Genomic DNA, 26468 nt, shown 5'->3' with positions numbered 1-26468 from the left:
CTGTGTACCTTATCCAACCTCGGCTCGCGAAGCCGAGCGCAAGGATGGATAAGGGCGAGGGAGTTTTGCCAATCGACAACATGAACGCAGTGGTCGGGCGCAATGCAAAACATGACATCCGGATTTAAACTTTTTTTTGCAGTGATCATCGCCCTGGGGCTGGCCGGCTGCATTGCCGCGCCCATTGAAATGACCGCGCAAACTGAATCCCGGCTGAAGGCTCAAGCGCCAGTGCGTTTTCTGCTGACGTTCGATGACGGCCCCAGCGCCTCGAGTTTCTGGAATCCATCAGCGACGGTGCTCGACAGCCTTAAGGACAACCCGGTGCAGCCGGGCATCAAAGCGGTTTTTTTCGTCCAGACGCGTGCGCCCCGGGCTGGTAACAGCGAAATCGGTCGCGGCATCATGCGACGCGAGTTCGAAGAGGGGCATGTCCTCGGTTTTCATACAGCGACCCATTGGCACACCAACCATCGCTTGCTCGACCCGCAGGAACTCAACGAATCGCTGATCAACGGCTCTGCTGACATTGCCGCCATCACCGGAGCGCCGCCGAAGTTGCTGCGACCGCCGTTCTGGAATTACGACAAACGCACCTTCGCCGCTTATCAGCAGCATGACTTGCGCGTGTTGCTCACGGATCTGAGTGCCAATGACGGCAAGATCTGGGGCTTCAATGCCAGCCCGCGCCGAAGGGCGAACATGGTGCAGCAGCTATCGCAGGTGCGTGAGCGCATCGCCCTCGGTGAGTTTCCCGCTGTGGATGGGGTGATTCCGGTGGTGGTGACCTTTCATGATCTCAACCGCTATACCGCGCGGCATATGCGCGAGTATCTGCAAATCCTGCTCGACAGCGCCGCCGCCACCGGCGTGAGAATGGCGCAAAAGCCGTTTTATGACGATCACGCTCAATTGGAGAAGGCTGCGCTGGCACGCACAGTCCAGCAGAGTTCTGAGTCGGTGCAGTTGCCGGGCATATGGAATTGGATCTGGGATCACGACGCTCACTGACGGGACGCATGAAAAGTGTGATCGGGTTGGCGTTTATCGGGGGGCGGGGCAGTCATCGGCCATCTATGCTCTACGGATCGAACGATTCAACGCCTGCGAGGCGCCCAGCCATGCTTGCCATTGCCGACATTTGCCGCATTGTCGAATCCGGCTTTCCCACGTTTAAATGCGACTGCATTTCAACGCCTCAGGGGCTGCTGCAAATCAAAGTCTATGAACCCGGCAGCGGACGCGTCGAGTTACTGCTCAACGGCGTATCCCCGGAACATCTCGTCACGATCCGCGACATTTCCAACTTTATCGGCGAATTGCGTACAGAAATGAGTGCCGGCCGCAGGGCCTTCGCCGGTTGATGTTTATAAACGCCGTTGAAACGCCCGAACGATGTGCAACGTAGCCTCGCTGGTATTCAGATTGTGCACCGCGTCTAACGGAAACCAGATGCAATCGGTAATTTCGTTCTGCGGGCGCAGCTGTTCAATGTTTAGCACCGAAGCCTCATAGACATGATGTCGGGTTCCGCCGTATTGCAGTTCCATCAGGTAAAGCACTTCATCGGCATTCAGTCCGGTTTCTTCCTGCAATTCGCGCACGGCAGCGTCCGCCCGGGTTTCTCCAGATTCAACTTTGCCGCCAGGCAAATTCCAGCGGCACCTGGGTTTGCGCACCAGGAGGATATGTCGATCCTGTTCGCAAATGACGGTTGCACGTACTTTCATCGGTTACCTGTTACCGCTGTCACAAAAAAGAAATAAAACTGCAATATTCGAGCCGGGCCTTTGGATAAAGGTTCCTTTGACGTTGGAGCGTCGAGTATTGAGAGAAGTGCCAAATGCTGGACAGGCTTGCGTGGTACGAGCGGATATAGAAAACGCTAAACGCGTGTTTAGGGGCGCGAGGCGAGAAGACGGGTTGTAAAAATAGCCCCGGCTAATGCCAGGGCTTTGGTTTGCAGCGGTACAGTAAACGTCAGTGGATTTTGGTACGACTGATTGCCCGTGCCTTCACTTCCTTGGCATACAACTGCAGCCGCTCTTCATCGCTTTGCAAGACCTCACAGGACCTCAGTACTGACTGCGCGTCAGCCTCGTTGCCAGACTTGCGCAACTGCTCGGCGATGCGTTTCAGATCGACTGCCGACCAGCGCAGATCCGACGCAACGCTTTGCAGGTCGCGTTGCAGTTCGTGTTCATATTCGTTGAGCCGCATGATCACCTCCGGAACATTCTCGGTAAAAAAGAGTAGTCGCATTTTTCGCCTGTCGCGCGTGGTTTGTCTGTGATCTGCTGAATGGGTGTAAAAAATTGTCCAATCTCCACAGCGGGCGCGATGCCACGATGGATGTGTTGTCTGTTAGGCGGTACATTCACTTTTTTAGCAAAAGGAAACATCATGCGGATATGGATCGGGGGGCTGGCGTTGGCCGTGTTGGCAGGGTGCTCGTTGCCGACATCGTTGGTGCCGGGTGAGCCCAATGTCAGAAAGACCAGCAGCAAGGCGCCCAAAGACTATGCCGCGTGCGTATTACCGTTGTGGCAGAAGGATGTTGCGAAAACCTCGCAGACATCGATCTCCAACGGTTACCGCATCACCGCACCGAGCATCATCACGGCTGACGAGATTCTTGAAATCGTCAAATACAAGGACGGCAGCAGCGTGTCCTTGTACCAGGGCCCGCCTTGGGCCAAGTCCGGCTCGCTACGCCAATCTGTGCGTGATTGCCTGTAGCGATTGTCGGGTGCAGAAAAAGCAGAAACCGCTTTAACGGTTTCTGCTTTTTTTTCGCCTGTTGGTAGTTAAAAAGGGCGCTTGGTCTGAAATGTCGGTCATTGTTCTGGGGGCTTGCAACGCGATGGCGGTTCGGCGAAATGAGCTGTGACAGTTGCTCGCGAGGATTTTTTTAGCGTGCGCTAGGCTTTGGAGTGCCGGCCGAAAATCAGGCCGACATGTCTTTCAAGGAGCCACGGATCATGGATGATCTGGTCAAAGAAGTTATTCCGCTGTTGCAGTATCTGATTCCCGGTTTTCTATCAACGTGGATTTTTTATTCGCTTACAGCGTTCAGGCGGCCGGATACGTTTGGCCAGATTGTGCAGGCGTTGATTTTCACGTTTGTGATTCATGGGGCGGTTGCAGGAATTGGTGTGGCCTGTTTGTGGGTGGGTGCAAAGGGATTTTCTGTAGGAAAGTGGAATGGAGAGGCTGAGGCAGTGTGGGCATTCTTTTCTTCGGTGCTGCTTGGGCTGCTGGCCTGTCGTTTGGCCACCAATGACAAGTTGCATGGATGGTTGCGCAATAGAAACGTAACGAAACAATCTTCCTACCCAAGCGAATGGTTCAGCGCATTCGTTCAAAATGACCGCTTCATCACTTTGCATTTGACCGACGAAAGGCGCGTGCTTGGCTGGCCGGTTGAGTGGCCGCCTGAGTCAGCCAATGGGCAGTCTGTGATGCAGGATCCGCATTGGCTCGACGAAGATGGCAAATCGGTGCCTTTTGGTGCCGAATTTTTGCTGATAGATTCGGCGAAAGTTAAATGGGTTGAATTCAACCCGGCATTAGAGGGTTCATCATGACCGCCAGAGCACCACAACCCATGCCAAAGGAGTACGAGCGCCTTTTCAGGGGGGCAGACGGAAAACCACTGGCGGAACCACTGATCAAAGGGCCGAGCGCGCCACCACCCCTGAAGCGCCAGCCATCCTTGGAAACCTGATGACTGCCCGGCAGTCATCGTGATGCTTCAAAGCGTCTCCACCAACCAATCCCGAAACGCCTTCAGCGACGGCAGCGCTTCATTACGCGGTGGGTACACCAGGTAATAGCTGCGCCGACTGATAATCGGTTCCCCCAGTTGCAGCAATTCCCCATTCAGCAGTTCGTCCTCGACCAGAATCCGCGGCACCAGGCCCACGCCAATATTCGCCCGCACCGCCTGAATCAAATGCGCAGTCATTTCGAAACTCGGGCCGATGCGCATGCTGCGATGCGGCAAGTCGTGCTGGCTGAACCATTCTGTCCACGCTTGAGCATTATTGCTGACGTTGAGTAGCAATTGCCCGGCGATGTGTTGCCCGGCGTCGTTGCGCTCGGCGGCGGACAGCTGCGTACTGGCGATGACTACCAGTTCCTCGGTGTGCAGGGGCAGGGCGTTCAGCCCTGGCCAGTCGCCGCCGCCCACACAAATCGCCGCGTCGATTTCACTGGTATCAAAGTCGATGGCTTCGATGCGCGAGTGCAAGTGCACGGTCATACCCGGATGCGCGGTGTAGAAATCCTTAAGGCGCGGCAAAAGCCATTTCGAGCCGAAGGTCGGCAGCGTCGCCAGCCGCAGACTGTGGATGCCCGAACCAAATGCCATGGCCTGCAAAGTGGCGCTGCGGATCTGCCCGAGTGCTTCGGCGAGTTCGCGTTGATACATGCGCCCGACGTCGGTCAGGACTACTTGCCGGCCTTCGCGGCTGAACAGACGCATGCCGAGCATCTTCTCGAGGATTTGCACCTGACGGCTGACCGCACTTTGCGTCAGCGACAGTTCATGGGCGGCGCGGGTGTAACTTTCGTGGCGCGCGGCAGCCTCGAAAGCCAGCAGTAACGACATGGAAGGGGTGAGCGTGCGCGGATTCATTCGTAAAAGTCATTGATAGTGGGTCGAATTTACGGTTGTCCCAGCGTTCGTCAGCAATGAATATGGGCAACATGAGATGGCGGAGCCTGACGCAATCATTCGTTGCGTACAACTGTTCACCGCCACACGGCCCGATTTTTACCGAGATGTCCTGACCGATGATTGCCCAGCTGTCGCCCGTAACCGCGCAAACCTCCAATTACCAGCAGTTCCTCAATGCGCTGAAGGCCAGCGGTTTTCGTGGTGAAATCAGCGCCGACTACGCCAGTCGCGTGGTGCTGGCCACTGACAATTCTATCTATCAGCGCTTGCCGCAAGCAGCAGTGTTCCCCATGGACGCTGAGGACGTGGCCAAGGTCGCGCGGCTGATTGCCGACCCTGTTTACCAACATGTGGTAATCACGCCGCGCGGCGGTGGTACCGGCACCAATGGCCAGTCGTTGACCGACGGTATCGTTGTCGACTTGTCGCGGCACATGAACCGTATTCTGGAAATCAACGTCGAGCAGCGTTGGGTGCGCGTGCAGGCCGGGGTGGTCAAGGATCAACTCAACGCCGCGCTGAAATCAGCCGGGCTGTTTTTCGCCCCGGAGTTGTCGACCTCCAACCGCGCCACCGTCGGCGGCATGATCAACACCGACGCCAGCGGCCAAGGCAGTTGCACCTACGGCAAGACCCGCGATCACGTGCTCGAACTCGATATGATCCTGCGCGGCGGCGAGCGTCTGCACGGTCTGCCCCTTGCGGAGAGTGAACTCCAGGCACAGTGCGCCCGCGAGGATCGGGTTGGCGAAGTCTATCGTTGTGCGCGGCAGATCATTGATGAGCAGGGTGCGCTGATCAAGGCGCGCTTTCCCGATCTCAACCGCTGCCTGACCGGTTACGACCTGGCGCACCTGCGCGAGGCGGACAATCGCTTCAACCTCAACAGCGTGCTGTGTGGCGCCGAAGGTTCGCTTGGCTTTGTGGTTGAGGCGAAGTTGAACGTGTTGCCGATCCCCAAACATACGATGCTGGTGAACATTCGCTACGCCGGGTTTATGGACGCGTTGCGCGATGCCCGGGCGCTGATGGCGCTTAAGCCGCTATCGATTGAAACCGTCGACTCGAAAGTGCTGTTACTGGCGATGCAGGACATTGTCTGGCATGGCGTTGCCGAGTATTTCCCACAGAGCCCCGAACGGCCGACGCTGGGGATCAACCTCGTGGAATTCTGCGGTGACGATGCCGAGGATCTGCAGCGCCGTGTCGAGATGTTCGTTGAGCACTTGAGCAACGATCTTACCGTTGAGCGTCTGGGCCACACGCTGGCGGTAGGTCATGCCGCGGTGAACAAGGTTTACGGCATGCGCAAACGCGCCGTCGGCTTGCTCGGCAACGTTGCGGGTGAAGCGAGGCCGCAGCCGTTTGTCGAAGACACGGCCGTGCCACCGCAGCATCTTGCCGAGTACATCGCCGAGTTGCGTGATCTGCTCGACAGCCATGGTTTGCAGTACGGCATGTTCGGTCATGTCGATGCCGGTGTGCTGCACGTGCGGCCGATTCTCGACATGAAAGACCCGCAACAAGCGGCACTGGTGCGGCCGGTGTCCGATGGCGTCGCCGCATTGACTCAACGCTACGGCGGCCTGCTGTGGGGCGAGCACGGCAAGGGCCTGCGCTCGGAATATGCGCCGGCGTTTTTCGGTGAGCTGTACCCGGCGCTGCAAGCGCTGAAGGCCGCGTTCGACCCGTTCAACCAATTCAATCCGGGCAAAATCGCTACGGCGGCCAACACTGGCGCTGAGCTGCTGAAGATCGATGAAGTGACCTTGCGTGGCGAACTGGACCGACAAATCGACGAGAAAGTCTGGCAGGACTACGGTGCAGCGATGCACTGCAATGGCAACGGCGCTTGTTACAACTTCGATCCTGATGACGCGATGTGCCCGTCGTGGAAAGCCACCCGTGAGCGCGCGCAATCGCCCAAGGGCCGGGCGTCGTTGATCCGCGAATGGCTGCGATTGCAGGGCGAGGCCGGGGTTGATGTGCTGTCGGAGGCCGTTCGCCGACCCGCGTTTTTCAGCACTTTTTGGCAGCGCTGGCGCAACAGCCGCGCGCAAACGCCGGACTTCTCCCATGAGGTCTACGATGCCATGGCCGGTTGTCTGGCGTGCAAATCCTGCGCAGGCCAATGCCCGGTGAAGGTCAACGTGCCGGAGTTTCGCTCGCGATTCCTGGAGTTGTATCACAGCCGTTATCTGCGTCCGGCGCGGGATTATCTGATCGCTTCGCTGGAATACAGCATCCCCTATATGGCGCGGATTCCGGCGCTGTACAACGGTTTGATGGGCGCGTCGGTGGTTCGACAACTGCTTGAGCGCCTGGGCGGCATGGTGGATGTGCCGTTGCTCAGCCGTTTCGATTTCCACGCAGCGATGCGCCGTTGGCAGGTGCAGCCGGCGACGGTGCCGACCTTGTCTGCGCTGACTAAGGCGCAACGCGAGCGCAGCGTGGTGCTGGTGCAGGACGCGTTTACCCGATACTTCGAAGCGCCATTGTTGGCGGATCTGGTCGAGCTGATTTCGCGGCTTGGCTATCAGGTCTATCTGGCGCCGTTCAGTGCCAACGGCAAGCCGCTGCATGTGCAGGGCTTTCTGACGGCCTTCAACCGTGCGGCGTTGCGCAATGCGCGGCAGTTGCGCGAACTGGCGGATGTTGGTGTGCCGCTGGTGGGACTGGACCCGGCCATGACCCTGGTTTATCGCCAGGAATATCAGAAAGTTCCCGGTATGCAGGCATGTCCGCAAGTCGCGCTGCTGCAGGAATGGCTGCTCAATGTGATGCCGGAGCAGGCACCCCAAGGCAACGCCGAGAGCTTCCGTCTGCTGGCGCATTGCACGGAAAAAACCAATGCACCGGCCGCGACCCGGCAGTGGGAGCAAGTGTTCGAACGAGCGGGATTAAAACTGACCACGCAGGCTACGGGGTGCTGCGGCATGTCCGGGACATACGGCCACGAAGCACGCAACCGCGACACGTCGGCAGTGATCTACGAACAATCGTGGGCGCGCCAGATCGACACGCCGGAGCAGGAGGGCGAAGCGCTGGCCACCGGATATTCGTGCCGCAGCCAGGTCAAGCGCCAGTCGGATCGGGCTGTGCGCCATCCGTTGCAGGTGCTGCTTGCGGGGCTGCGTCGCTGAGCGGTTCGTCGTCCGGCGCGTTGTCCCAGATCAGTCGCGGGTCGAAGCTCATCGCCGAGAGCATGGTGAGCACCACGACCATGCCGAAAAACAGGATGCCCATACGCGGTTCGATATCGCCCAGCGCCTGGAATTTCACCAGCGCCGCGACCAGGGCAACCACCAGTACGTCGAGCATCGACCAATAGCCGATCAACTCGACAAATCGAAACAGCTTCGAGCGCTCCCGACGCGCCCAGCCACTGTCACGCTGCACGGTGATCAGCAGCAGCGTCAGGGCGCCGAACTTGACGCCCGGCACGGCAATACTGGCGATGAAGATGATCAGCGCGATATCCCACGCGCCGTGCTGCCAGAACTCCAGCACGCCGCTCATGATCGTGCTGTCGGCGCCGCTGCCCAGCATCGTGGTGTTCATCACCGGCAGCAAGTTGGCCGGCACGTAAAACACCAGTGCGGCAATCAGATAGGCCCAGGTACGGGTGAGCGAATTGGTTTTGCGCCGGTGCAGCGGGGCATCACAGCGCGGGCACTCATGGGGTTCGTCGGTCATGTCGCAGGCCAGGCCGCAACTGTGGCACAGGCACAGGTTGAGCTCGCTGGCGGTCGCCGGTCGCTTCATAAGATGTCCCAGAGTTCACGGATGTCTCGGCCGGCAATGCGGATCATCATCAGGCTCAGCACGGCCAGGGCGAACAGGCCGATACCGGGCAGCACATCAAGCATCCCGGCCAGTTTGAACACGGCGACCATCGCTCCGAGCAAACACACTTCCAGCATGCTCCACGGGCGCAGCGTTTCCAGCCAGCGCATACAGACCTTGAAGCCTGGCGCGCGTCGGGAAGAGAGGGCGAAACTCAGCACCCAGATCAGCAGCACCAACTGAAACGCCGGGGCAATAATGATCGAAATTGCGGCCACCATCGCCATGAACGTGATCGGCCCCTGGTTCAGGGCGAGCACCGAATCCCACAGTGTCGCGCTATTTTTCAGGCCTTTGAGGCTGATGCTCATCACCGGATAGAAATTGGCGAACAGCCACAGCATCGCCGCCGTGAACGTCAGGGCCAGACGCTGCTCAACGGTCAGTCCGTTGAAGCGCTCGAGTACCCCGCCGCAGCGTACGCATAGGGATTTCTGATGTTTGCCGAGCACGGCTTTTTCATACACGCAATCGCAGTGCTCGCAGATGATCAGTTGTTCGGGGGCGATCATGGACAACGCTCGATTCAGGGACCTGATCACTATAGACGCTCATCCTGAAGAGCTGTCGCAGGCTGCGATTTTTAACGCCTGTTTTTGACGATCAAAAAAACCTCGAGCGGTGTTGCTTAGTGATTTCCAGACCTGAAATACAAAAAATGCAGGAGTGAGCCTGCTCGCGATAGCGCAGTGTCAGACAGTCAAATGTTCACTGACACTTCCTCATCGCGAGCAGGCTCACTCCTACAGTGGTTTTGTGGTGTCTGGATTATTTGCGATCCAGCCACACCGTCTGCGCATTGCAGAACTCGCGAACGCCGAAGTGCGACAGTTCACGGCCAAACCCACTCTTCTTCACGCCACCGAAGGTCACGCGTGGGTCGCTCGCGGAATAACCGTTGATGAATACGCCGCCGGTTTCCAGCTCGCTGGTCAGTTGTTGCGCCAGTTGCACATTGGCGGTGTAGATCGTTGCGGTCAGGCCGAATTCGCTGTCGTTGGCCAACGCAATGGCATGCGCGCAATCGCGGGCGGTGATGATCGAGGCGACCGGGCCGAACAGTTCCTGTTTGAACGAGGTCATGCGATCGGTGACGTCGGCCAGCACGGTCGGTTCGTAGTAGTTGCCAGCCCCAGCGGTTTTGCCGCCGCCGAGCAACAGGGTCGCACCTTCTTCGAGGGTGTCGCGCACTTGCTGATCGAGTTCATCACGCAGATCAAAACGCGCCATCGGCCCGATGTAAGTATCGGCAGACAGCGGATCACCCACTTTCAGCTTGCGCGTCGCTTCAACGAATTTGCGCGTGAATTCTTCAACGACGCCTTCTTCGATGATCAGTCGCTTGGCCGCCGCGCAGACCTGACCAGAGTTCTGGTAGCGACCGATCACCGCGGCCTGAACGGCTTCGTCGAGATTGGCGTCATTGAGCACGATAAACGGATCAGATCCGCCCAACTCCAGCACGCATTTCTTCAGCGCGGCACCGGCCTGAGCGCCGATGGCCATGCCAGCGCGGACGCTGCCGGTCAGCGTAACGGCAGCAATGCGCGGGTCGGCGATGGCGCTGGAGACGCCTTCGGTAGTGACGTTGATCACTTCAAACACGCCGGGGGCAAAGCCTGCGCGGGTAAACGCATCGCGCAGCAAATAAGCGCTGCCCATGACGTTAGGTGCGTGCTTGAGGACGTAGGTATTGCCGGCGATAAGCGCTGGAACGGCACCTCGCAGCACTTGCCAGATCGGGAAGTTCCACGGCATCACGGCGAGGATCGGGCCGAGCGGGCGGTATTCGATGCGCGCCTTGCCGTCTTCAACCTGAGTCGCTTCAGCATCGAGCATGGCCGGGCCATGTTCGGCGTACCACTCGCACAGCTTGGCGCATTTCTCGATTTCACCGCGGGCCTGGGCGATGGGTTTGCCCATTTCCAGGGTGATCATGGTGGCCATGGCCTCAGCGGTTTCACGCAGCGCGCCGGCGAGGGCGGTCAGAGCGCGAGAGCGATCTTGCAGCGGCTTGCGTTTCCACTTGCTGAAGCCGAATGCGGCGCGGGTCAGCGCGGCATCGAGGGCTTCTGCGGATTCAAACGCGTAGTGGCCGATCTGCTCGCCGGTGGCGGGGTTGATCGAGATGGCGTGGGTCTGGCTGGAAATCTGGCTCATGGCTGTCGTCCTGCGTGTTCAAAGGATGGAGCTAGAGTAGGGTGGTGTTTGTTTTCTGGAAACTGAATAATAAAGATCGTTTCTTTCACGATTAGAGAATGACTATGGATCTGGTGCAGCTGGAAATCTTCAAAGCCGTTGCCGAACACGGCAGCATCAGCGCCGCCGCCGCGCAGATCCATCGCGTGCCGTCGAACCTGACCACGCGGATCAAACAGCTTGAGCAGGACCTGGGCGTCGATCTGTTTATTCGTGAGAAAAGCCGTTTGCGCCTGTCGCCGGCTGGTTGGAGTTTTCTTGAATACGCACGGCGCATTCTCGATCTGGTGCAAGAGGCGCGGGCCACGGTTGCCGGTGAAGAACCGCAGGGCGCGTTTCCTCTGGGTTCGCTGGAAAGTACCGCCGCAGTGCGCATCCCTGAGCTGCTGGCGGCGTATAACCAGTTGCACCCGAAAGTCGATCTGGACCTGTCCACCGGTCCGTCCGGGACAATGATCGACGGCGTGCTATCCGGGCGTCTGGCCGCTGCATTTGTCGACGGCCCGGTGTTGCATCCGGCGCTGGAGGGCGTGCCGGCGTTTGAAGAGGAAATGGTCATCATCGCACCGCTTAACCACCTGCCAGTCCAGCGCGCGGCGGATGTGAACGGCGAGAGCATCTACGCATTTCGCTCCAACTGCTCCTACCGTCACCACTTCGAAAAATGGTTCAGCACCGACGCCGCCGTGCCCGGCAAGATCTTCGAAATGGAGTCCTATCACGGCATGCTCGCCTGCGTCAGTGCTGGCGCAGGCCTGGCGCTGATGCCACGCAAAATGCTGCAAAGCATGCCAGGCAGCGCGACAGTGAGTGTCTGGCCGCTGACGGCAGATTTTCGCTACCTGACCACTTGGCTGGTGTGGCGGCGGGGCACGGTGTCGCGCAGTTTGAGCATGTTCGTGCGCTTGCTTGAAGAGCGCGGTGTGGTGCGTGCCGAAGAGTAATTGGCACTGTGTGTGAGTGTGGTTTTTGGCACAGGCCATCGGCGATGGCCGCGAGAGTTTCCACGCATACGACCCGTGTCAAATACCGGATCGGCTCATTGCGCCTCACCGTGTGGGTTGAGGTTGGCGATCAGTTCGTCGGTGCTGGCGATGACATGGGCGAAGGTCGGGCCGTTGAGTTCGTGAGCGGCGTGCATCATTTCCGCTTTGAACGCGGCGGTGGCATCGCGCAGCAGGGTGACGTGATAGCCCAGTTCAGAAGCATAGCGGGCGGTGGCCTCGATGCAGGTGTTGGCCAGCAGACCGGCGATGATCACGTGAGTGATGCCTTTCTGTTTCAGGCGAAAATCCAGATCGGTATTGGCGAAACCACTGGAGCCCCAATGTTCCTGAACGACGATGTCGCCGTCTTGCGGCGCGAAGTCCGGATGCCATTCACCGCCCCATTCGCCACGGGCAAAATGGTGCATGTGCATGATCTTGCATTGGGTCGGCGTGGGGTGATCCCAGTTTTCGTAATCGCCTTTTTCCCAGCGATGATGGGGGACGATGACTACTGGAATTTGCAGGCCGCGCACGGCGCGGTCGAGTTTGCGCAGGTTGTCGAGTAAACCGTTCTGTTCGGCCATCGGCTTGATCAGCGGGAAGACCTTGCCGCCCTCCGAGAGAAAATCGTTGTACGGATCGACCAGCAAGTAAGCGGTTCTGTCCAGCGGATAGCGAGGTTGCAACATGACTGTTTGCTCCGGCAAAGAGATTGAACGGTGCGCAGGGCTTGTCCCGCTGCCATGTTGATATGATAATCATAGTAATGATGAAAGAGGCAAGCCCTGATGGCAATAAACGATAGTCCGCCTGACACGCTGTGCCCGGTGGCGCGAGCGGAGGCAATCGTAGGTGACCGCTGGACAGTGCTGGTTTTGCGCGAGTTGTTTATGGGCAGCCATCGCTATGACGAGATCCAGGCGCAAACCGCTGGCACCCCGCAGATGGTCGCCTCCCGTCTGAAAAATCTGGAGGCAGACGGGTTGGTCGAGCGTCGTTTGTACAACGAGCGGCCAAAACGCTACGAGTACCACCTCACCGCGAAAGGCGAGGCGTTTTATCCGGTGTTGATTGCGTTGCGGGCGTGGGGAGAAACCTGGTGCAAGGCACCGGAAGAGGGAGTGGCAGTCAACATGACCCACAAAACCTGTGATCACGACGCAGGTTTGGGCCCGCTATGCGATCACTGCGGCGAACCTCTGCGGCGCGCAGACCTGATCAGCCAACCGCGAGAAGCCTACGCCGCCGAACGGCAGGCGCGGCGTGAGGCGTTCAAGGCGAAATAGCGTTGATCACGGCGTGCCGTTGCGACCGTAAAGCAGGTAACCGGGACGCTGACTCAAGCGCTCGTAATAGGCGTTCACCGCTGGCAGGTGCGGATGCGCGAGTGGCGTCTCGAACCAGCGATTGACTGACAAGCCAATCGGGATATCGGCGAGGGAAAACTGCTCGCCGCTGACGTAAGCGCCGGTTTTTTCCAGCTGCCGGTCGAGGATTTCCATGTTGCGCGACCACGCCCGGCATCCAGCGGCCAATGCCTCCGGGTCTTGATAGTCCGGTGATTTGCGTACCAGCGACATGAGCGGATACGACCACGAGCGGTTCAGCTCCGAAGGCTGCCAGTCCAGCCACTGATCGATGCGCGCACGCTCGCGCGCATCCGCCGGATAAAGGTGCGAACCGTCATAACGGGCCACCAGATAACGAATGATCGAATTTGATTCCCACAGGGTGAAATCGCCGTCCTGAATCACCGGCACCATGGCGCAGGGATTGAGTGCGAGAAATTCAGGTGTGTCGGTGGATTTGAAGCCCGAGCCCCAATCTTCACGCTCGAACGGGATCTGCAGTTCGGCGCAGGTCCACAGCACTTTGCGCACGTTGATCGATGAAGCCTTGCCCAGAATTCGCAGCATTGGATGTCCCTCTCCCGGTATTTGTAGACCGTCAACAAATACCACAGCGCAATGCAGAAGGCCCGCATGAGGCGATGCTGTTTCACTTGAGAATGACGCTTTAATTGTGGCGAGGGAGCCGACCCCCTCGCCACAGGTTAGTGTCAGGTCTGATTGACCTGGGTTATCGGCTGAGGAACGCCAACAAATCCTCATTCAACGCCTGCGCATGCGTCACTGCAAAACCATGCGGTGCGCCGGCATAGACCTTGAGTTCAGCCCCTTTGATCTGCGCGGCGGCCTGTTTGCCGGTGGTTTCGAACGGCACGATCTGGTCGCCGTCGCCATGAATCACCAGCGTCGGCACATCGATCTTCGTCATGTCCGGGCGGAAGTCGGTTTCCGAGAAGGCAGTCACGCAGTCCACGGTGCCTTTGAGCGACGCCAGCAGCGCGACGTTCAGGGTTTGCGTCAGCACGCCATCGGAGACGGTCTGACCCTGATTGGTGCCATAGAATGGCGCGGCAAAGTCAGCGATGAACTGCGCACGATCTTTCAGCAGACCGGCCTTGATGCCATCGAACACCGACGTGTCTACTCCCTGCGGGAAGTCGGCTTTTTTGCCGAACAGCGGCGTCACCGCGCCCAGCAATACCAACCCGGCAACGCGCTCGCTGCCGTGCCGGGCAATGTAGCGGCTGACATCACCGCCGCCCATGGAGAAACCCACCAGCGTCACTTCACGCAGATCCAGATGATTGATCAGTTGCGCGATGTCATCGGCAAAGGTGTCGTAGTCGTAACCGGTCCACGGTTGATCGGAGCGACCGAAACCCCGGCGGTCGAAAGCGATGGTGCGATAGCCACGACTGCTCAGGTATTCCATCTGGTATTCCCACATGTCGGCGTCCAGTGGCCAGCCGTGGCTGAACAGCACGGGCTTACCGCTGCCCCAGTCCTTGTAATAGATTTCGGTGCCGTCTTGTGCGGTGAACGTGCTCATGGAAACTCCTTGCGTCAGGGTTTTTCGAAGGGCGTGCATGGATTGCCGAAAAGGCAGCCTTCACTATCCACGCAATCGCAACGGGTCACTTGTATGCAGGTGCTGGGTTGGATCTCAGCATCAGGGTTGTATGATGCAACCCTGAGCCACAAGGCCGATCACTGGTTTGAGGGAGTACGTTGACGTGAAGCGCAAAAGCCTGCAGGGCAATGCCTGCCCGGTTGCCCGGACACTGGACCTGATCGGTGACTGGTGGTCATTGCTGATCATCCGCGATGCGCTGGAGGGCATACGCCGGTTCAGCGATTTTCAAAAGAATCTGGATATCGCCAAAAACATGCTCAGCGCCCGCCTCAAGGCGCTGGTGGAGCAGGGCATCCTGCAAACGGTGCCGGCGGCCGATGGGGGCGCCTATAAGGAGTACGTGCTGACCGAGCGCGGCAAAGCCTTGCAGACCGTAATTGTCGCGCTGTCGCAGTGGGGCGGCGAGTTTATGTACGAGCCGGGAGAGGCGGGATCGGTGATGGTCGATGCAAAGAATCGCCAACCGCTCTGCAAGCTTGAATTGAAGGCCGCGGACGGTCGCGTGTTGGCGGCGAACGAGGTAGCGACCCGGTTCGGCGTGGAGCACTGAAAAACCGTCGTTACCAGCGTCTTCGACGGAGTAGAAGGGGAGCGTTCATCCTGATGAATTCTCCCCTTTTCAGTTCTGGTTTTCTGCCAGGTTTTCAGCGAAACGCCGGCACCACATGCTTGATAAACAACGCCAACGACTTCTTCTTCTCTTCATGCGGCAAGCTGTTGTCACACCAGAAACTGAACTCATCCACCCCCAGTTCCTGGTAGTACTTGATCCGCGGAATGATCTCTTCCGGCGTCCCGATCATCGCCGTCTTGTGCAGACTCTCCAGTTCAAACTCTGGACGCCCGGCAAACTTCTCTTCCGGGCTCGGGGCGAGGAAGCCATTGACCGGCGTTTCCTTGTTGCCAAACCAAGCATCAAACGTGCGGTAAAAACGCGAGATCGCTTTAGCGCCGACTTTCCAGCCCTCAGGATCGTCTGCGGTGTGCACGTGGGTATGACGCAGCACCATCAATTGCGGGCGCGGTACATCTGGGTTGTTGTCCAGCGCGGTCTGGAATTTGTTCTTCAGGTCGAGCACTTCTTCATCGCCCTTCATCAAAGGCGTGACCATCACGTTGCAGCCGTTGGCGACGGCGAAGTTGTGCGAGTCCGGGTCACGGGCGGCGATCCACATCGGTGGATTGGGCTTCTGGATCGGTTTTGGCACGCTGGTGGAGGTGGGGAATTTCCAGATGTCGCCGTCGTGGGCGTAGTCGCCTTTCCATAGGGCGCGAACCACCGGGACCATTTCGCGCAGGGCTTGGCCACCGCTTGATGCGGGCATGCCGCCGGCCATGCGGTCGAATTCAACCTGATAGGCACCGCGCGCCAGGCCCACTTCCATGCGGCCGTTGCTGATGACGTCGAGCAACGCGCATTCGCCGGCGACCCGCAGCGGATGCCAGAACGGCGCGATGATGGTGCCGGCGCCGAGGTGGATGGTGGTGGTTTTGGCCGCGAGGTAGGCGAGCAGCGGCATCGGGCTCGGCGAGATGGTGTATTCCATGGCGTGGTGTTCGCCGATCCACACGGTGCTGAAACCACCGGCCTCGGCCATCAGGGTCAGTTCGGTCAGGTCTTCGAACAGTTGGCGGTGGCTGACGCTTTCGTCCCAGCGTTCCATGTGTACGAACAGGGAAAATTTCATGACGTTTCCTCGGATCTTTTTGTTGTGGCTACAAAATTTTGTGCCATCGCTAGCTCACGGCGAACTCTGTAGGAGCTGCCGAAGGCTGCGATCTTTTGATTTTGCTTTAAAGACCAGATCAAAAGATCGCAGCCTGCGGCAGCTCCTACAAGGTTCGCGCGAGCAAGACGGGGCCTTCAGTTCATTTTTACAGGACTGAAAATGTTCGATCAGGCCAGGACGGGCAGGGCGCCCATCTTGCCGTGGCAATACACCAGCGGACCGGCGCACTGCTCGGGCACGATCAGGTTCTTCACCGCACCGACCATGATCGCGTGGTCGCCACCTTCGTATTCACGCCACAACTCGCACTCGATCACCGCTGTCGCGTTGGCCAGGATCGGATTGCCCAGCTCACTCAATGTCCACTCGATGCCCTGCGCCTTGTCCTTGCCTTTACGGGCGAAAGCGTAGGCCTCGCTTTGCTGGCCACCGGACAGAACATGTATCGCGAAGCGTTTGTTCTTGATCAGTACCGGATAGGAGTCGGAGCTGTAGTTGGGGCAGAACAGCACCAGGGCCGGATCGATCGACAGGGAGCTGAAGGCGCTGGCGGTCAGCCCGACAATCTGGCCGTCATCGTCCAGGGTGGTGATGACGGTTACGCCGGACGGGAACGAGCCCATGACTTGTTTGTAGATGGCGGCATCGATCATTGGACAGTCCTCGGATGTTGTGACGCGATTATTATGTGTTTATTGGTCTGATGGTATACCAGTATTTGTTCTTTGCAAGGGCTTTCAAGCTGAATCGATAAACGTCGTGCTTTCGTCGGAAACTCAACGTTTATTGGGCTTTCCAGTGACCTGAAGACCGCGGGATCAGCGAGGATGGTGTATCAGATCGCTTCGTAAACTACGGATCAGTCTTGTGGAATATTTGGAATACCATAATATGGTCTGCATCTGAGGGGCGGCCACGAAGCTCCCCCGGTTTGGCTTCATACAACGATAAGAACAGACAAACTCGAGTCCATAGATATGACCCAGATGTCCCGGCAAGATCCGTTGATCGAGAATCACACGGTCGACTACGTCCCACTCGCGGAACGCCACGGGAAGGCCCGCGACCTTTTCACCCTTTGGTTCAGCACCAACATTGCGCCACTGCCCATCGTCACCGGCGCCATGGTGGTTCAGGTGTTCCATCTCGATTTGCTTTGGGGGCTGCTGGCGATTGCGCTTGGGCACATGATCGGCGGCGTGGTGATTGCTTTGGCGTCAGCGCAGGGCCCACGCATGGGCATTCCGCAGATGGTCCAGAGCCGTGGGCAGTTCGGCCGTTATGGTGCGCTGTTGATCGTGTTCTTTGCGGCGATCATCTACATCGGTTTCTTCATTTCCAACATTGTACTGGCGGGTAAATCAATCGTCGGCATCGCGCCTGCGGTGCCGGCGCCGCTGAGCATTCTTATCGGTGCGTTGGCGGCTACGGCGATTGGCGTCATTGGTTACAACTTCATTCATACGCTGAACCGCATTGGCACCTGGGTGATGGGCGGGGCGCTGCTGGCCGGTTTCATCTATATCTTCGCTCATGACTTGCCGGCGGATTTCCTGACTCGCGGCAGTTTCAACCTGTCTGGCTGGTTGGCGACGGTGTCGCTGGGGATCATCTGGCAGATCAGTTTCTCGCCGTATGTGTCCGATTATTCGCGTTACCTGCCGGCGGATATCGGTATCGCCAAGCCATTCTGGGCCACTTATCTGGGCGCTACGCTGGGCACGATTCTGTCGTTCAGTTTCGGCGCGGTAGCGGTGCTGGCGACGCCGGATGGCACCGAAGCAATGGCAGCGGTCAAGCAGTCCACCGGCTGGCTGGGGCCGATTCTGATGGTGCTGTTCCTGCTCAACATCATCAGTCACAACGCCCTCAATCTGTACGGCGCCGTGCTGTCGATCATCACCTCGATCCAGACCTTCGCCAGCCAGTGGACGCCGAGCATCAAAGTGCGCGTAGTGCTGTCGAGCGTGATCCTTGTCGGTTGCTGCGTGGTGGCGCTTGGTGCGTCGGCGGATTTCATTTCCGAGTTCATCGGCCTGATTCTGGCGCTGTTGCTGGTGCTGGTGCCGTGGGCGTCGATCAACCTGATCGACTTCTACCTGATCAAGCGCGGTTGCTACGACATCACCTCGATTTTTCGCGCTGATGGCGGCATTTACGGGCGCTTCAACCTGCACGCGATCGTCGCTTACTTCATCGGCATCGTCGTGCAGCTGCCGTTCGCCAACACCTCGTTGTACGTCGGGCCTTACGCCAATCTGGTCGACGGTGCGGACTTGTCGTGGCTGGTTGGCCTTGTGGTGACGGTTCCGCTTTATTACTGCCTGGCGACGCGCAGCAAGACTCAGCAGAGCAGGGCGGCCAGGTTGGGCAGTGGCGAGGGGATTTATCCCCGCTCGGCTGCAAAGCAGTCGTAAAATTGGCGAACGCGGCGCCCTTTTAGATGAAGGGGGCCGCTTCGCAGCCCAACGGGGATAAATCCCCTCGCCACAATGACTCTTGGCTTCTACTGTTTGCGACTGAACAGTATTACAGCGGTGCTATACATCCTCCCTCCGCATCCCGGCGGACATTCAAATTGGCCATATCGATCCCCTTTTGGCCCGTCGCCCACTGTGATCCATCTACGTGGTCGGCAAGAATCAAAACCACAACGAAATGCCAGACCTTTTTACCCTTGGCTATCTTTAAAGCCACTGCCGTGTACAGAACATAAAAACCATCGAACTCACGTCGCATTTTGGGAAAACAACCATGGTCACGATGAAACGTATTCTGGGTGCCACCGTGTGTGGACTGACGCTGCTGGCCAGCGCGGTCCAGGCCGAGCAGCGCGAACTGCGGGTGTATAACTGGGCGGATTACATCCTGCCGGCGGTGCCCAAGGATTTCGCTGCGCAAAGCGGCATCAAAGTGACCTGGGACACCTTCGACACCAACGAATCCCTGGAAGCCAAACTCCTGACCGGTAACTCCGGTTACGATCTGGTGGTGCCGTCGAACCAGTTCCTCGAGACCCAGATCAAGGCGGGTGTGTTTCAGAAACTCGACAAGTCGAAGTTGCCCAATTGGAAGCACCAGGACCCTGAGCTGTTGAAGCTGCTGGGCAAGAACGATCCCGGCAATCAGTACGGCGTGCCCTACATGGTCGGTACGGTGCTGATCGGCTTCAACCCGGCCAAGGTCAAGGCGGCGCTGGGCGAGAATGCGCCCGTGGACAGCTGGGATCTGGTGTTCAAGCCCGAGAACATGGAAAAGCTGAAATCCTGCGGTGTGGCGATGCTTGATTCGCCGACGGAAATTCTGCCGCTGGCCCTGCATTATCTGGGCCTCGACCCGAACAGCCAAAACCCCGCCGACTACGAAAAAGCCAAGGAGCTGATGCTCAAGGTTCGTCCGTACGTGACCTACTTCAACTCGGCCAAATACATGACGGACATCGCCAACGGCGACATCTGCGTGGCCATCGGTTACTCCGGCAGTTTCTATCAGTTCGGCAACCGCGCGAAAGAGGCGGGCAATGGTGTGGTGGTCGACTGGCGCTTGCCGAAGGAGGGCGCGCCGATCTGGTTCGATACGTTCGCGATTCCCAAGAGCGCGAAGAACGTCGCCGAGGCCCATGAGTTTCTCAACACCTTGCTTGATCCGAAGGTCATCGCGCCGATCAGTGACTTCCTCGGTTACCCGAATGCGAACAAGGATTCGATGGCGTTGATCAACAAGGAAATCACGGGCAACCCGAACCTGACGCCGACCCCCGAGGCGTTGAAAACCCTCTACGTCGTCCAGCCATTGCCGCAAAAGGTTGAGCGTGTACGCACCCGGGTCTGGACCAGCATCAAATCCGGTAATTAACCCGCCCTCCCTGTAGGAGTGAGCCTGCTCGCGATAGCGTTATGTCATTCAACATCGACTTTGAATGGTCTGGCGCCATCGCGAGCAGGCTCACTCCTACAGGTTTTTGTGTGGTGTCATTGAATGCTGCGTTTTGGGTCTCGGGTCGTGATCAGGCTCAGCAGCACCGACCCAAAAATCACCCCACCCACCACCGCCAACGACCATTCCACCGGCATATGAAACCACGGCATCAACGTCATCTTGCCGCCGATGAACACCAGCACAATCGCCAAACCGTACTTGAGCAGGTGGAAGCGGTCAGCCATGTCCGCCAGCAGAAAGTACAGCGCCCGCAGGCCCATGATCGCGAAGATGTTTGAGGTGAAGACGATGAACGGGTCGGTGGTGACGGCGAAGATCGCCGGGATGCTGTCGACCGCGAACATCAAGTCGCTGGCCTCGATCAGCACCAGCACCAGAAACATCGGCGTGGCCCAGCGCACGCCGTTTTGCAGGACAAAAAACCGTTCGCCATGAAAGCCGCTGGTGATGCGCAAATGCCCGCGCACCCAGCGCAACAAAGGGTTTTTCTCCAGATCCGGTTGCTGATCGGCAAACACCAGCATCTTGATCCCGGTGATGATCAGAAACACGCCGAACACGTACAGCAGCCACTCGAACTGCGACACCAGCCACACTCCGGCAAAAATCATCACCGCGCGCATCACGATCGCCCCGAGTACGCCGTACAGCAGCACACGACGCTGCAACTCCGGCGGCACGGCGAAGTAGCTGAAGATCATCACGAAGATGAACATGTTGTCGATCGACAGCGACTGCTCGATCAGATAACCGGTGAGGAATTCCAGGGTTTTCTGCCGGGCGATTTCGCCGCCGAATTCACCGTGCAGATACCACCAGAGCAGGCCTGCGAAACTCAACGCCAGCAAGCACCAGGCGATCACCCAAGCCAAGGCTTCGCGCACTGAAACCCGATGCGCCTTGCGCCCGCCGAACACAAAAAGATCCAGTGCCAACATCGCAAGTACGAAGACGATGAAGGCGCCCCACATCCACGGTTCGCCGATATTGATGTTCGTTTCTGGCATGTCACGCTCCCTTTTTCTGGTTGTATTAGGGTCAGACGAGGCCATGCTAGCGACGAGTTTGGGCGAAAGAAAAATCGTTTATTTCTGGGTTAGAGTTCGTTATTAACGAAGTGTCGGCCCCGTGGCTGATCGCGGATCAGCGAAAAAACTCCCCCGGCGTTTCCCCAAACTGCTGACGAAACGCTGCAATAAACGCCGACGTCGAGTCGTAGCCGCAGGCCAGTGCGACGTCGGTAACGCGTTCGCCTTTTTCCAATGGTGTCAGCGCTCCGAGCAGGCGCAAGCGTTGGCGCCAGGCGCGGAAGGTCAGGCCGGTATCGCGCAGGAACAGGCGCGTGAGGGTCTTTTCGGTGACGCCGAATTTTTCGCTCCAATGGCTCAGGGTGGTTTGCTGTTCGGGATGCTGCTCCAGGCTCTGGTAGATCTGTTGCAAGCGTGCGTCTTGGGGCAGCGGCAGCATCAGATCGATCTGTTGCGCTTCGGCGAGTTGATCGAGGATCACCTGGGCCAGCCGTCCGTGTGGGCCGGACTGATCGTATTCCACGGGAACCAGGCTGAAGGCGCGGATCAATTCGCGCAGCAAATCGCTGACACCGAGTACATGACAATGCTCGACAGCCCAACCGGCAACGCTGCAATCGATATACAGGCTGCGCATTTCAGTGTGCGGCGAACTGAATACCCGATGCGGCACACCGGCCGGAATCCATACGGCGCGCTCAGGCGGGGCAACGAAGCGTCCGGCACTGGTCTGGACCTCAAGCACCCCTTGAATCGCATAGGATAATTGCACCCACGGATGGCTGTGACGTCGGGTCAGTGCGCGATTGGGCAGGGATTCAGTGCGTCCGTACAGCGGGCGCGGCAGGCTGGGCAGCCCGGGAATGCTGCGTCGTATGCTTTTTTCATGTCCTTTAGACGGCATCTGCAGGCTCTTCGGCGTTAGTCGGTAATTCCCGCTCACGTTAGAGTCGTCGGCACGCACTGGCAACCCCCGGATGAACACACCATGACGCGCCCAAGATTCCTGCCCGATAACTTCACCCTGACACTGATCGGCGTCGTGCTACTGGCGAGTTTCCTGCCCGCCAGCGGTCAGGTCGCGGTCGGCTTCGGCTGGCTGACCAACATCGCCATCGCGCTGCTGTTTTTTCTCCACGGCGCCAAACTCTCGCGGGAATCGATCATCGCCGGAGCCGGTCACTGGCGCCTGCATTTGCTGGTGTTCGGCCTGACCTTCGTGCTGTTCCCGCTGCTGGGGCTGGCGCTGAAACCGCTGCTGTCGCCGCTGATCGGCGACACGTTGTACATGGGCATGCTTTACCTGTGCGCGTTACCCGCAACAGTGCAGTCGGCGATTGCCTTCACCTCGCTGGCGCGGGGCAACATTCCGGCGGCGATTTGCAGTGCGGCGGCATCGAGCCTGTTCGGGATTTTCCTCACGCCGTTGCTGGTGACGCTGCTGCTCGACGTCCATGGTGACGGCGGTTCGACCCTCGATGCGATCCTGAAAATCAGCATGCAGTTACTACTGCCCTTCATCGTCGGTCAGATTGCCCGTCGCTGGATCGGCGCGTGGGTGGGGCGCAACAAGAACTGGCTGAAGTTTGTCGATCAGGGTTCGATTCTTCTGGTGGTTTACGGCGCGTTCAGCGAGGCAGTCAACGAAGGCATCTGGCAGCAGATCCCGCTGATCGAGTTGCTTGGGCTGGTAGTGGTCTGCTGCATTTTGCTGGCACTGGTGCTAGTGGCGGCGACGTTGCTGGGCAAGGCCTTCGGTTTCAGTCAGGAAGACCGCATCACCATTCTGTTTTGCGGTTCGAAAAAGAGTCTGGCCACTGGCGTGCCGATGGCGCAGGTATTGTTTGCCGGCAGCACCATTGGTGTGCTGATCCTGCCGCTGATGCTGTTCCATCAGATTCAATTGATGGTTTGCGCGGTGTTGGCACAGCGCTATGCGAAACGACCGGAGTCGGTGCCGGAGTTGATGGCGCAAGTCGATCCATAACCCCACACCGTCGCCTGTAGGAGCTGCCGCAGGCTGCGATCTTTTGATGTTGTTTTTAAGATCAAAAGATCGCAGCCTTCGGCAGCTCCTACATGGGGGATCAGCATTTTGTGAGGGGCGTTGCGACTTAATAGGCGTTTCGCTTCCTTGCAAACGGCGACAAGAAGGAAATCAGTCTAAAAACACCGCAGCAGCGCTGCGACCGTTTGCTAGGCTCAATGATGTAGGTGAAGACGCAGACTGATGCGCAAACGGATAGCAAGGGGACGTGGGGCGCGTTCCGAAGGGTACACGGTTAGAAAGATCTCCGCGCTGAGATCCAGCCCTTATGCCGTGTGAAGCAGCCGAGGCACTACCTTTTCAATTTGGCCCGGTACTGTGAGAAGCCTGATAAACCTTGTAAGCCAGAGACCAGCACTGGCCACCTACTCGAACACCAAAGCCCGCATTGTGCGGGCTTTGTCTTTTACCCCTGTGGCGAGGGGATTTATCCCCGTTGGGCTGCGATGCAGCCCCCTTCAAAGAATCACATCTTAGCCAAAGCCTGCGCCAAATCCTCCCGCAGATCCTCAACATCCTCAACCCCCACCGACAGGCGTACCAAGCCATCGCCAATCCCCAGTTTCGCGCGGGTTTCGGGTGGAATGGTGGCATGCGTCATGATCGCCGGATGCTCGATCAGGCTCTCCACACCGCCCAGACTTTCTGCCAGGGCGAAGATTTTCACGTTCTCCAGAAAGCGCCGCGCGCCGGCCAGATCGCTGTTCAGGTCCACGGAAATCATCCCGCCGAAACCGCGCATTTGCCGTTTGGCCAGTTCATGCTGCGGATGCGATTCAAGACCGGGGTAGTAGACGCGTTTGACCTGCGGTTGCCGCTCCAGCCACTGCGCCAGATCCAGCGCGTTGCTGCAATGACGCTCCATGCGCAGCGCCAGGGTTTTCACGCCACGCAAGGTAAGAAACGCATCGAACGGCCCGGATATCGCACCGACCGCGTTTTGCAAAAAGCCCAGGCGCTCGGCCAGATCGGCGTTCTGCCCGACCACGGCGATCCCGCCGATCACGTCGGAGTGACCGTTCAGATACTTGGTGGTCGAGTGCACCACGATGTCGAAACCCAACTCCAGCGGGCGCTGGATATACGGGCTGGCAAAAGTGTTGTCAGCCACGCTGATGATCCCCCGTGCGCGGCAGATGCGCGCGATGGCGGCCAGGTCCGACAGGCTCAGCAGCGGATTGGTCGGTGTCTCGACCATGACCATGCGCGTGTCGTCCTGTAACGACGCTTCGAATGCCGACAGGTCGGTCAGGTCGACGTAGCTGAAGCGGTGCCCGGCGCTGCGTTGGCGCACCTTGTCGAACAAGCGAAAGGTGCCGCCGTACAAGTCGTTGCCGGAAATCACGTGCGAGCCGGCGTCGATCAACTCGAGAACGGTGGAAATCGTCGCCAACCCGGAGGCGAACGCAAAGGCCCGGGTGCCACCTTCCAGATCCGCCACGCAGCGCTCAAGGGCAAAACGCGTCGGGTTGTGCGAGCGCCCGTAATCGAAACCCTTGTGCACGCCTGGGCTGTCTTGCAGGTAGGTGGAGTTGGCATAAATGGGCGGCATCAACGCGCCGGTGGTCGGGTCGGGCTCTTGCCCGGCATGGATTACCCGGGTCGCGAAACCTTGGGCATTGTTGTCCTGCTGACTCATGCGAGGGATCTCCGTAATTGGTTGAGCATGTCGACGCGGGTGATCAGGCCATGGAAGCCCGAAGCGTCGGCGATGATGGCGACGAGGCCACGGCTGAGCACCGATTCCAGCTCGGCGAGGGGGGCGTCGGGCGCGAGGGTTTGCAGTTTGTCGGTCATCACGCTGGAGACCGATTGGCTGAAGCGTGCGGCGTCCTCATGCACACCCAGCAAAATGTCCGATTCGTCGATCACGCCGACCAGTTGTTTGCCTTCCACCAGCACCGGCAGTTGCGAGACATCCGCCAGGCGCATGCGCTGGAAGGCGGTTAGCAGCGTGTCATCGGGGCCGACGCTGATGACACGACCGTCTTCAAAACGTCGGGCGATCAAGTCCCGCAGGTCGCCATAGCCTTTGCGCTGCAACAGGCCCTGATCGGTCATCCACTGGTCGTTGTAGACCTTCGACAAATAGCGCGTGCCGGTGTCGCAGACGAAACTCACCACGCGTTTTGGCTCGGTCTGTTCGCGGCAATAGCGCAGCGCGGCAGCGAGCAGGGTGCCGGTCGATGACCCACCGAGAATGCCCTCGGCACGCAGCAATTGACGGGCATGGTCGAAGCTTTCTTCGTCGCTGATCGAGTAGGCATGGCGTACGCTGGAGAGGTCGGTGATCGACGGAATAAAGTCCTCGCCAATGCCTTCAACCGCCCATGAACCGGGGGTTGGCAGCGAGCCGTCGCGGCTGTATTGCGCCATCACCGAGCCGACCGGGTCAGCCAGAACCATTTCCAGATCCGGTTGCACACGTTTGAAAAAACGGGTCAGTCCGGTCAGGGTGCCGGCCGAGCCGACGCCGACCACAATTGCATCCAGATCATGTTCGGTTTGCGCCCAGATTTCCGGCGCAGTACTGCATTCATGGGCCAGCGGATTGGCCGGGTTGTTGAACTGATCGGCAAAAAATGCCCCGGGAATGTCTTTCGCCAACCGCGCGGCGACGTCTTGGTAATACTCGGGATGACCCTTGCCGACGTCGGAGCGGGTGATGTGCACCTCGGCGCCCATGGCTTTCAAGTGCAGGACTTTTTCCGTGGACATTTTGTCCGGAACCACCAGCACCACGCGATAACCCTTGGCGCGGCCGACCAGTGCCAGGCCCAGGCCGGTATTGCCGGCGGTGGCTTCGACGATGGTGCCACCGGGAGTGAGGCGCCCGTCGCGTTCGGCGGCGTCGATCATCGCCAGACCGATTCGGTCCTTGATCGAGCCGCCGGGGTTTTGCGATTCGAGTTTGAGAAACAGTGTGCAGGGGCCGGTATCGAAGCGGGTCACTTGTACCAGCGGCGTATTTCCTATCAGCCCAAGTACGGCAGGGCGGGATTCCTTCGACATTCTTCACCTCTTGTT

General features: G+C 58.7%; 26 protein-coding genes. 11 read left to right on the top strand and 15 right to left on the bottom strand.

Annotated features, from left to right (window positions below; all coding sequences use genetic code 11):
- Positions 1-111 precede the first annotated feature (111 nt).
- Both ACA061_RS15485 and ACA061_RS15480 read left to right on the top strand, forming a co-directional pair.
- Complete coding sequence (locus ACA061_RS15485) at positions 112-1011, top strand: polysaccharide deacetylase family protein (RefSeq protein WP_497301941.1); 900 nt, start codon at positions 112-114, stop codon at positions 1009-1011.
- Between the two features lie 110 nt (positions 1012-1121).
- Positions 1122-1364, top strand: a complete 243-nt coding sequence (locus ACA061_RS15480; RefSeq protein WP_150615360.1) for a DUF1652 domain-containing protein — start codon at positions 1122-1124, stop codon at positions 1362-1364.
- A 3-nt stretch (positions 1365-1367) separates the two neighbouring features.
- On the opposite strand, the gene ACA061_RS15475 is transcribed toward ACA061_RS15480, so the two are convergent.
- Together ACA061_RS15475 and ACA061_RS15470 are read right to left on the bottom strand one after the other, a co-directional pair.
- Positions 1368-1730 (bottom strand): NUDIX hydrolase, encoded by a 363-nt coding sequence (locus ACA061_RS15475; RefSeq protein ID WP_150615361.1) that lies wholly within the window; start codon positions 1728-1730, stop codon positions 1368-1370.
- A 250-nt stretch (positions 1731-1980) separates the two neighbouring features.
- Positions 1981-2220, bottom strand: a complete 240-nt coding sequence (locus ACA061_RS15470; protein ID WP_497299554.1) for a hypothetical protein — start codon at positions 2218-2220, stop codon at positions 1981-1983.
- Between the two features lie 183 nt (positions 2221-2403).
- Here ACA061_RS15470 and ACA061_RS15465 point away from each other — a divergent pair, with 183 nt between their 5' ends.
- Both ACA061_RS15465 and ACA061_RS15460 read left to right on the top strand, forming a co-directional pair.
- A complete protein-coding gene (locus tag ACA061_RS15465) occupies positions 2404-2739 on the top strand; it encodes a hypothetical protein (RefSeq protein WP_150602794.1) in 336 nt (111 codons plus the stop codon).
- Between the two features lie 242 nt (positions 2740-2981).
- Positions 2982-3587: a DUF6338 family protein gene (locus ACA061_RS15460; protein WP_497299553.1), complete on the top strand. Its 606-nt coding sequence runs from the start codon at positions 2982-2984 to the stop codon at positions 3585-3587.
- Between the two features lie 167 nt (positions 3588-3754).
- Here ACA061_RS15460 and ACA061_RS15455 read toward each other — a convergent pair whose 3' ends face one another.
- Positions 3755-4639 (bottom strand): LysR substrate-binding domain-containing protein, encoded by an 885-nt coding sequence (locus tag ACA061_RS15455; RefSeq protein ID WP_210699851.1) that lies wholly within the window; start codon positions 4637-4639, stop codon positions 3755-3757.
- Between the two features lie 158 nt (positions 4640-4797).
- On the opposite strand from ACA061_RS15455, the gene ydiJ reads away from it, so the two are divergent.
- A complete protein-coding gene (gene ydiJ, locus ACA061_RS15450; protein WP_497299552.1) occupies positions 4798-7824 on the top strand; it encodes a D-2-hydroxyglutarate dehydrogenase YdiJ in 3027 nt (1008 codons plus the stop codon).
- Here the strand turns inward: ydiJ and ACA061_RS15445 are convergent.
- The 3 genes from ACA061_RS15445 to ACA061_RS15435 all read right to left on the bottom strand — a co-directional run bounded on the left by ACA061_RS15445 (position 7757) and on the right by ACA061_RS15435 (position 10687).
- Complete coding sequence (locus ACA061_RS15445; RefSeq protein ID WP_150615365.1) at positions 7757-8446, bottom strand: paraquat-inducible protein A; 690 nt, start codon at positions 8444-8446, stop codon at positions 7757-7759. The genes ydiJ and ACA061_RS15445 overlap by 68 nt on opposite strands.
- Positions 8443-9039 carry a paraquat-inducible protein A gene (locus tag ACA061_RS15440; protein WP_150615366.1) on the bottom strand — a complete coding sequence of 199 codons (597 nt, stop codon included), beginning with the start codon at positions 9037-9039 and terminating at the stop codon, positions 8443-8445. The genes ACA061_RS15445 and ACA061_RS15440 overlap by 4 nt, the downstream gene beginning before the upstream one ends.
- Before the next feature lie 256 nt (positions 9040-9295).
- A complete protein-coding gene (locus tag ACA061_RS15435) occupies positions 9296-10687 on the bottom strand; it encodes an aldehyde dehydrogenase family protein (protein WP_497299551.1) in 1392 nt (463 codons plus the stop codon).
- A gap of 104 nt (positions 10688-10791) precedes the next feature.
- On the opposite strand from ACA061_RS15435, the gene ptrR reads away from it, so the two are divergent.
- Positions 10792-11670: a putrescine utilization regulator PtrR gene (ptrR, locus tag ACA061_RS15430; RefSeq protein ID WP_210553197.1), complete on the top strand. Its 879-nt coding sequence runs from the start codon at positions 10792-10794 to the stop codon at positions 11668-11670.
- A 95-nt stretch (positions 11671-11765) separates the two neighbouring features.
- On the opposite strand, the gene ACA061_RS15425 is transcribed toward ptrR, so the two are convergent.
- A complete protein-coding gene (locus ACA061_RS15425; RefSeq protein WP_210552940.1) occupies positions 11766-12404 on the bottom strand; it encodes a cysteine hydrolase family protein in 639 nt (212 codons plus the stop codon).
- A 99-nt stretch (positions 12405-12503) separates the two neighbouring features.
- Here ACA061_RS15425 and ACA061_RS15420 point away from each other — a divergent pair, with 99 nt between their 5' ends.
- Positions 12504-13001 carry a winged helix-turn-helix transcriptional regulator gene (locus ACA061_RS15420; protein WP_497299550.1) on the top strand — a complete coding sequence of 166 codons (498 nt, stop codon included), beginning with the start codon at positions 12504-12506 and terminating at the stop codon, positions 12999-13001.
- A gap of 6 nt (positions 13002-13007) precedes the next feature.
- On the opposite strand, the gene ACA061_RS15415 is transcribed toward ACA061_RS15420, so the two are convergent.
- Together ACA061_RS15415 and ACA061_RS15410 are read right to left on the bottom strand one after the other, a co-directional pair.
- Entirely contained in the window at positions 13008-13631 is a 624-nt protein-coding gene (locus ACA061_RS15415) for a glutathione S-transferase family protein (RefSeq protein WP_497299549.1), read from the bottom strand.
- Positions 13632-13794: 163 nt separating this feature from the next.
- Positions 13795-14613: an alpha/beta fold hydrolase gene (locus ACA061_RS15410; RefSeq protein ID WP_497299548.1), complete on the bottom strand. Its 819-nt coding sequence runs from the start codon at positions 14611-14613 to the stop codon at positions 13795-13797.
- 184 nt (positions 14614-14797) lie between these two features.
- Between ACA061_RS15410 and ACA061_RS15405 the strand changes: the two genes are divergently transcribed.
- A complete protein-coding gene (locus ACA061_RS15405; RefSeq protein WP_150602783.1) occupies positions 14798-15247 on the top strand; it encodes a winged helix-turn-helix transcriptional regulator in 450 nt (149 codons plus the stop codon).
- Positions 15248-15341: 94 nt separating this feature from the next.
- Here ACA061_RS15405 and ACA061_RS15400 read toward each other — a convergent pair whose 3' ends face one another.
- Entirely contained in the window at positions 15342-16385 is a 1044-nt protein-coding gene (locus ACA061_RS15400; protein ID WP_210552935.1) for an LLM class flavin-dependent oxidoreductase, read from the bottom strand.
- A gap of 209 nt (positions 16386-16594) precedes the next feature.
- Positions 16595-17080, bottom strand: a complete 486-nt coding sequence (locus ACA061_RS15395) for a flavin reductase family protein (protein WP_047301703.1) — start codon at positions 17078-17080, stop codon at positions 16595-16597.
- 324 nt (positions 17081-17404) lie between these two features.
- On the opposite strand from ACA061_RS15395, the gene ACA061_RS15390 reads away from it, so the two are divergent.
- Together ACA061_RS15390 and ACA061_RS15385 are read left to right on the top strand one after the other, a co-directional pair.
- On the top strand, positions 17405-18844 hold the full coding sequence (locus tag ACA061_RS15390) for a purine-cytosine permease family protein (RefSeq protein WP_497299547.1): 1440 nt from the start codon (positions 17405-17407) through the stop codon (positions 18842-18844).
- A 337-nt stretch (positions 18845-19181) separates the two neighbouring features.
- Positions 19182-20282: a polyamine ABC transporter substrate-binding protein gene (locus ACA061_RS15385; RefSeq protein WP_150602779.1), complete on the top strand. Its 1101-nt coding sequence runs from the start codon at positions 19182-19184 to the stop codon at positions 20280-20282.
- A 116-nt stretch (positions 20283-20398) separates the two neighbouring features.
- Here the strand turns inward: ACA061_RS15385 and ACA061_RS15380 are convergent, their stop codons facing one another.
- Both ACA061_RS15380 and ACA061_RS15375 read right to left on the bottom strand, forming a co-directional pair.
- Complete coding sequence (locus tag ACA061_RS15380) at positions 20399-21373, bottom strand: TerC family protein (RefSeq protein ID WP_210699857.1); 975 nt, start codon at positions 21371-21373, stop codon at positions 20399-20401.
- Positions 21374-21509: 136 nt separating this feature from the next.
- Positions 21510-22298 (bottom strand): AraC family transcriptional regulator, encoded by a 789-nt coding sequence (locus ACA061_RS15375; RefSeq protein ID WP_497299546.1) that lies wholly within the window; start codon positions 22296-22298, stop codon positions 21510-21512.
- A gap of 84 nt (positions 22299-22382) precedes the next feature.
- Between ACA061_RS15375 and ACA061_RS15370 the strand changes: the two genes are divergently transcribed.
- Positions 22383-23381, top strand: coding sequence for a bile acid:sodium symporter family protein (locus tag ACA061_RS15370; protein WP_497299545.1), 999 nt, complete (start codon positions 22383-22385; stop codon positions 23379-23381).
- Between the two features lie 526 nt (positions 23382-23907).
- Here the strand turns inward: ACA061_RS15370 and ACA061_RS15365 are convergent.
- The gene (locus tag ACA061_RS15365; protein ID WP_497299544.1) at positions 23908-25080 is read right to left on the bottom strand and encodes a cystathionine gamma-synthase; all 1173 of its coding nucleotides are present in this window, start codon (positions 25078-25080) and stop codon (positions 23908-23910) included.
- Positions 25077-26453: a pyridoxal-phosphate dependent enzyme gene (locus tag ACA061_RS15360; protein ID WP_115147322.1), complete on the bottom strand. Its 1377-nt coding sequence runs from the start codon at positions 26451-26453 to the stop codon at positions 25077-25079. The genes ACA061_RS15365 and ACA061_RS15360 overlap by 4 nt, the downstream gene beginning before the upstream one ends.
- Positions 26454-26468 lie beyond the last annotated feature (15 nt).

The sequence above is a fragment of the Pseudomonas sp. LBUM1668 genome (assembly GCF_059695715.1).
Note: the sequence above shows the minus strand (reverse complement) of the source record. Positions and strands in the feature narration are given on the sequence as shown.

Coding starts and splice junctions, on each gene's coding strand:
- ACA061_RS15380 (WP_210699857.1), bottom strand. CDS start 21,373: ATGCCAGAAACGAACATCAATATCGGCGAACCGTGGATGTGGGGCGCC.
- ACA061_RS15460 (WP_497299553.1), top strand. CDS start 2,982: ATGGATGATCTGGTCAAAGAAGTTATTCCGCTGTTGCAGTATCTGATT.
- ACA061_RS15400 (WP_210552935.1), bottom strand. CDS start 16,385: ATGAAATTTTCCCTGTTCGTACACATGGAACGCTGGGACGAAAGCGTC.
- ACA061_RS15440 (WP_150615366.1), bottom strand. CDS start 9,039: ATGATCGCCCCCGAACAACTGATCATCTGCGAGCACTGCGATTGCGTG.
- ACA061_RS15365 (WP_497299544.1), bottom strand. CDS start 25,080: ATGAGTCAGCAGGACAACAATGCCCAAGGTTTCGCGACCCGGGTAATC.
- ACA061_RS15465 (WP_150602794.1), top strand. CDS start 2,404: ATGCGGATATGGATCGGGGGGCTGGCGTTGGCCGTGTTGGCAGGGTGC.
- ACA061_RS15480 (WP_150615360.1), top strand. CDS start 1,122: ATGCTTGCCATTGCCGACATTTGCCGCATTGTCGAATCCGGCTTTCCC.
- ACA061_RS15415 (WP_497299549.1), bottom strand. CDS start 13,631: ATGCTGCGAATTCTGGGCAAGGCTTCATCGATCAACGTGCGCAAAGTG.
- ACA061_RS15435 (WP_497299551.1), bottom strand. CDS start 10,687: ATGAGCCAGATTTCCAGCCAGACCCACGCCATCTCGATCAACCCCGCC.
- ACA061_RS15455 (WP_210699851.1), bottom strand. CDS start 4,639: ATGAATCCGCGCACGCTCACCCCTTCCATGTCGTTACTGCTGGCTTTC.
- ACA061_RS15385 (WP_150602779.1), top strand. CDS start 19,182: ATGGTCACGATGAAACGTATTCTGGGTGCCACCGTGTGTGGACTGACG.
- ACA061_RS15445 (WP_150615365.1), bottom strand. CDS start 8,446: ATGAAGCGACCGGCGACCGCCAGCGAGCTCAACCTGTGCCTGTGCCAC.
- ACA061_RS15370 (WP_497299545.1), top strand. CDS start 22,383: ATGACGCGCCCAAGATTCCTGCCCGATAACTTCACCCTGACACTGATC.
- ydiJ (WP_497299552.1), top strand. CDS start 4,798: ATGATTGCCCAGCTGTCGCCCGTAACCGCGCAAACCTCCAATTACCAG.
- ACA061_RS15425 (WP_210552940.1), bottom strand. CDS start 12,404: ATGTTGCAACCTCGCTATCCGCTGGACAGAACCGCTTACTTGCTGGTC.
- ptrR (WP_210553197.1), top strand. CDS start 10,792: ATGGATCTGGTGCAGCTGGAAATCTTCAAAGCCGTTGCCGAACACGGC.
- ACA061_RS15410 (WP_497299548.1), bottom strand. CDS start 14,613: ATGAGCACGTTCACCGCACAAGACGGCACCGAAATCTATTACAAGGAC.
- ACA061_RS15360 (WP_115147322.1), bottom strand. CDS start 26,453: ATGTCGAAGGAATCCCGCCCTGCCGTACTTGGGCTGATAGGAAATACG.
- ACA061_RS15390 (WP_497299547.1), top strand. CDS start 17,405: ATGACCCAGATGTCCCGGCAAGATCCGTTGATCGAGAATCACACGGTC.
- ACA061_RS15470 (WP_497299554.1), bottom strand. CDS start 2,220: ATGCGGCTCAACGAATATGAACACGAACTGCAACGCGACCTGCAAAGC.
- ACA061_RS15485 (WP_497301941.1), top strand. CDS start 112: ATGACATCCGGATTTAAACTTTTTTTTGCAGTGATCATCGCCCTGGGG.
- ACA061_RS15420 (WP_497299550.1), top strand. CDS start 12,504: ATGGCAATAAACGATAGTCCGCCTGACACGCTGTGCCCGGTGGCGCGA.
- ACA061_RS15375 (WP_497299546.1), bottom strand. CDS start 22,298: ATGCCGTCTAAAGGACATGAAAAAAGCATACGACGCAGCATTCCCGGG.
- ACA061_RS15475 (WP_150615361.1), bottom strand. CDS start 1,730: ATGAAAGTACGTGCAACCGTCATTTGCGAACAGGATCGACATATCCTC.
- ACA061_RS15395 (WP_047301703.1), bottom strand. CDS start 17,080: ATGATCGATGCCGCCATCTACAAACAAGTCATGGGCTCGTTCCCGTCC.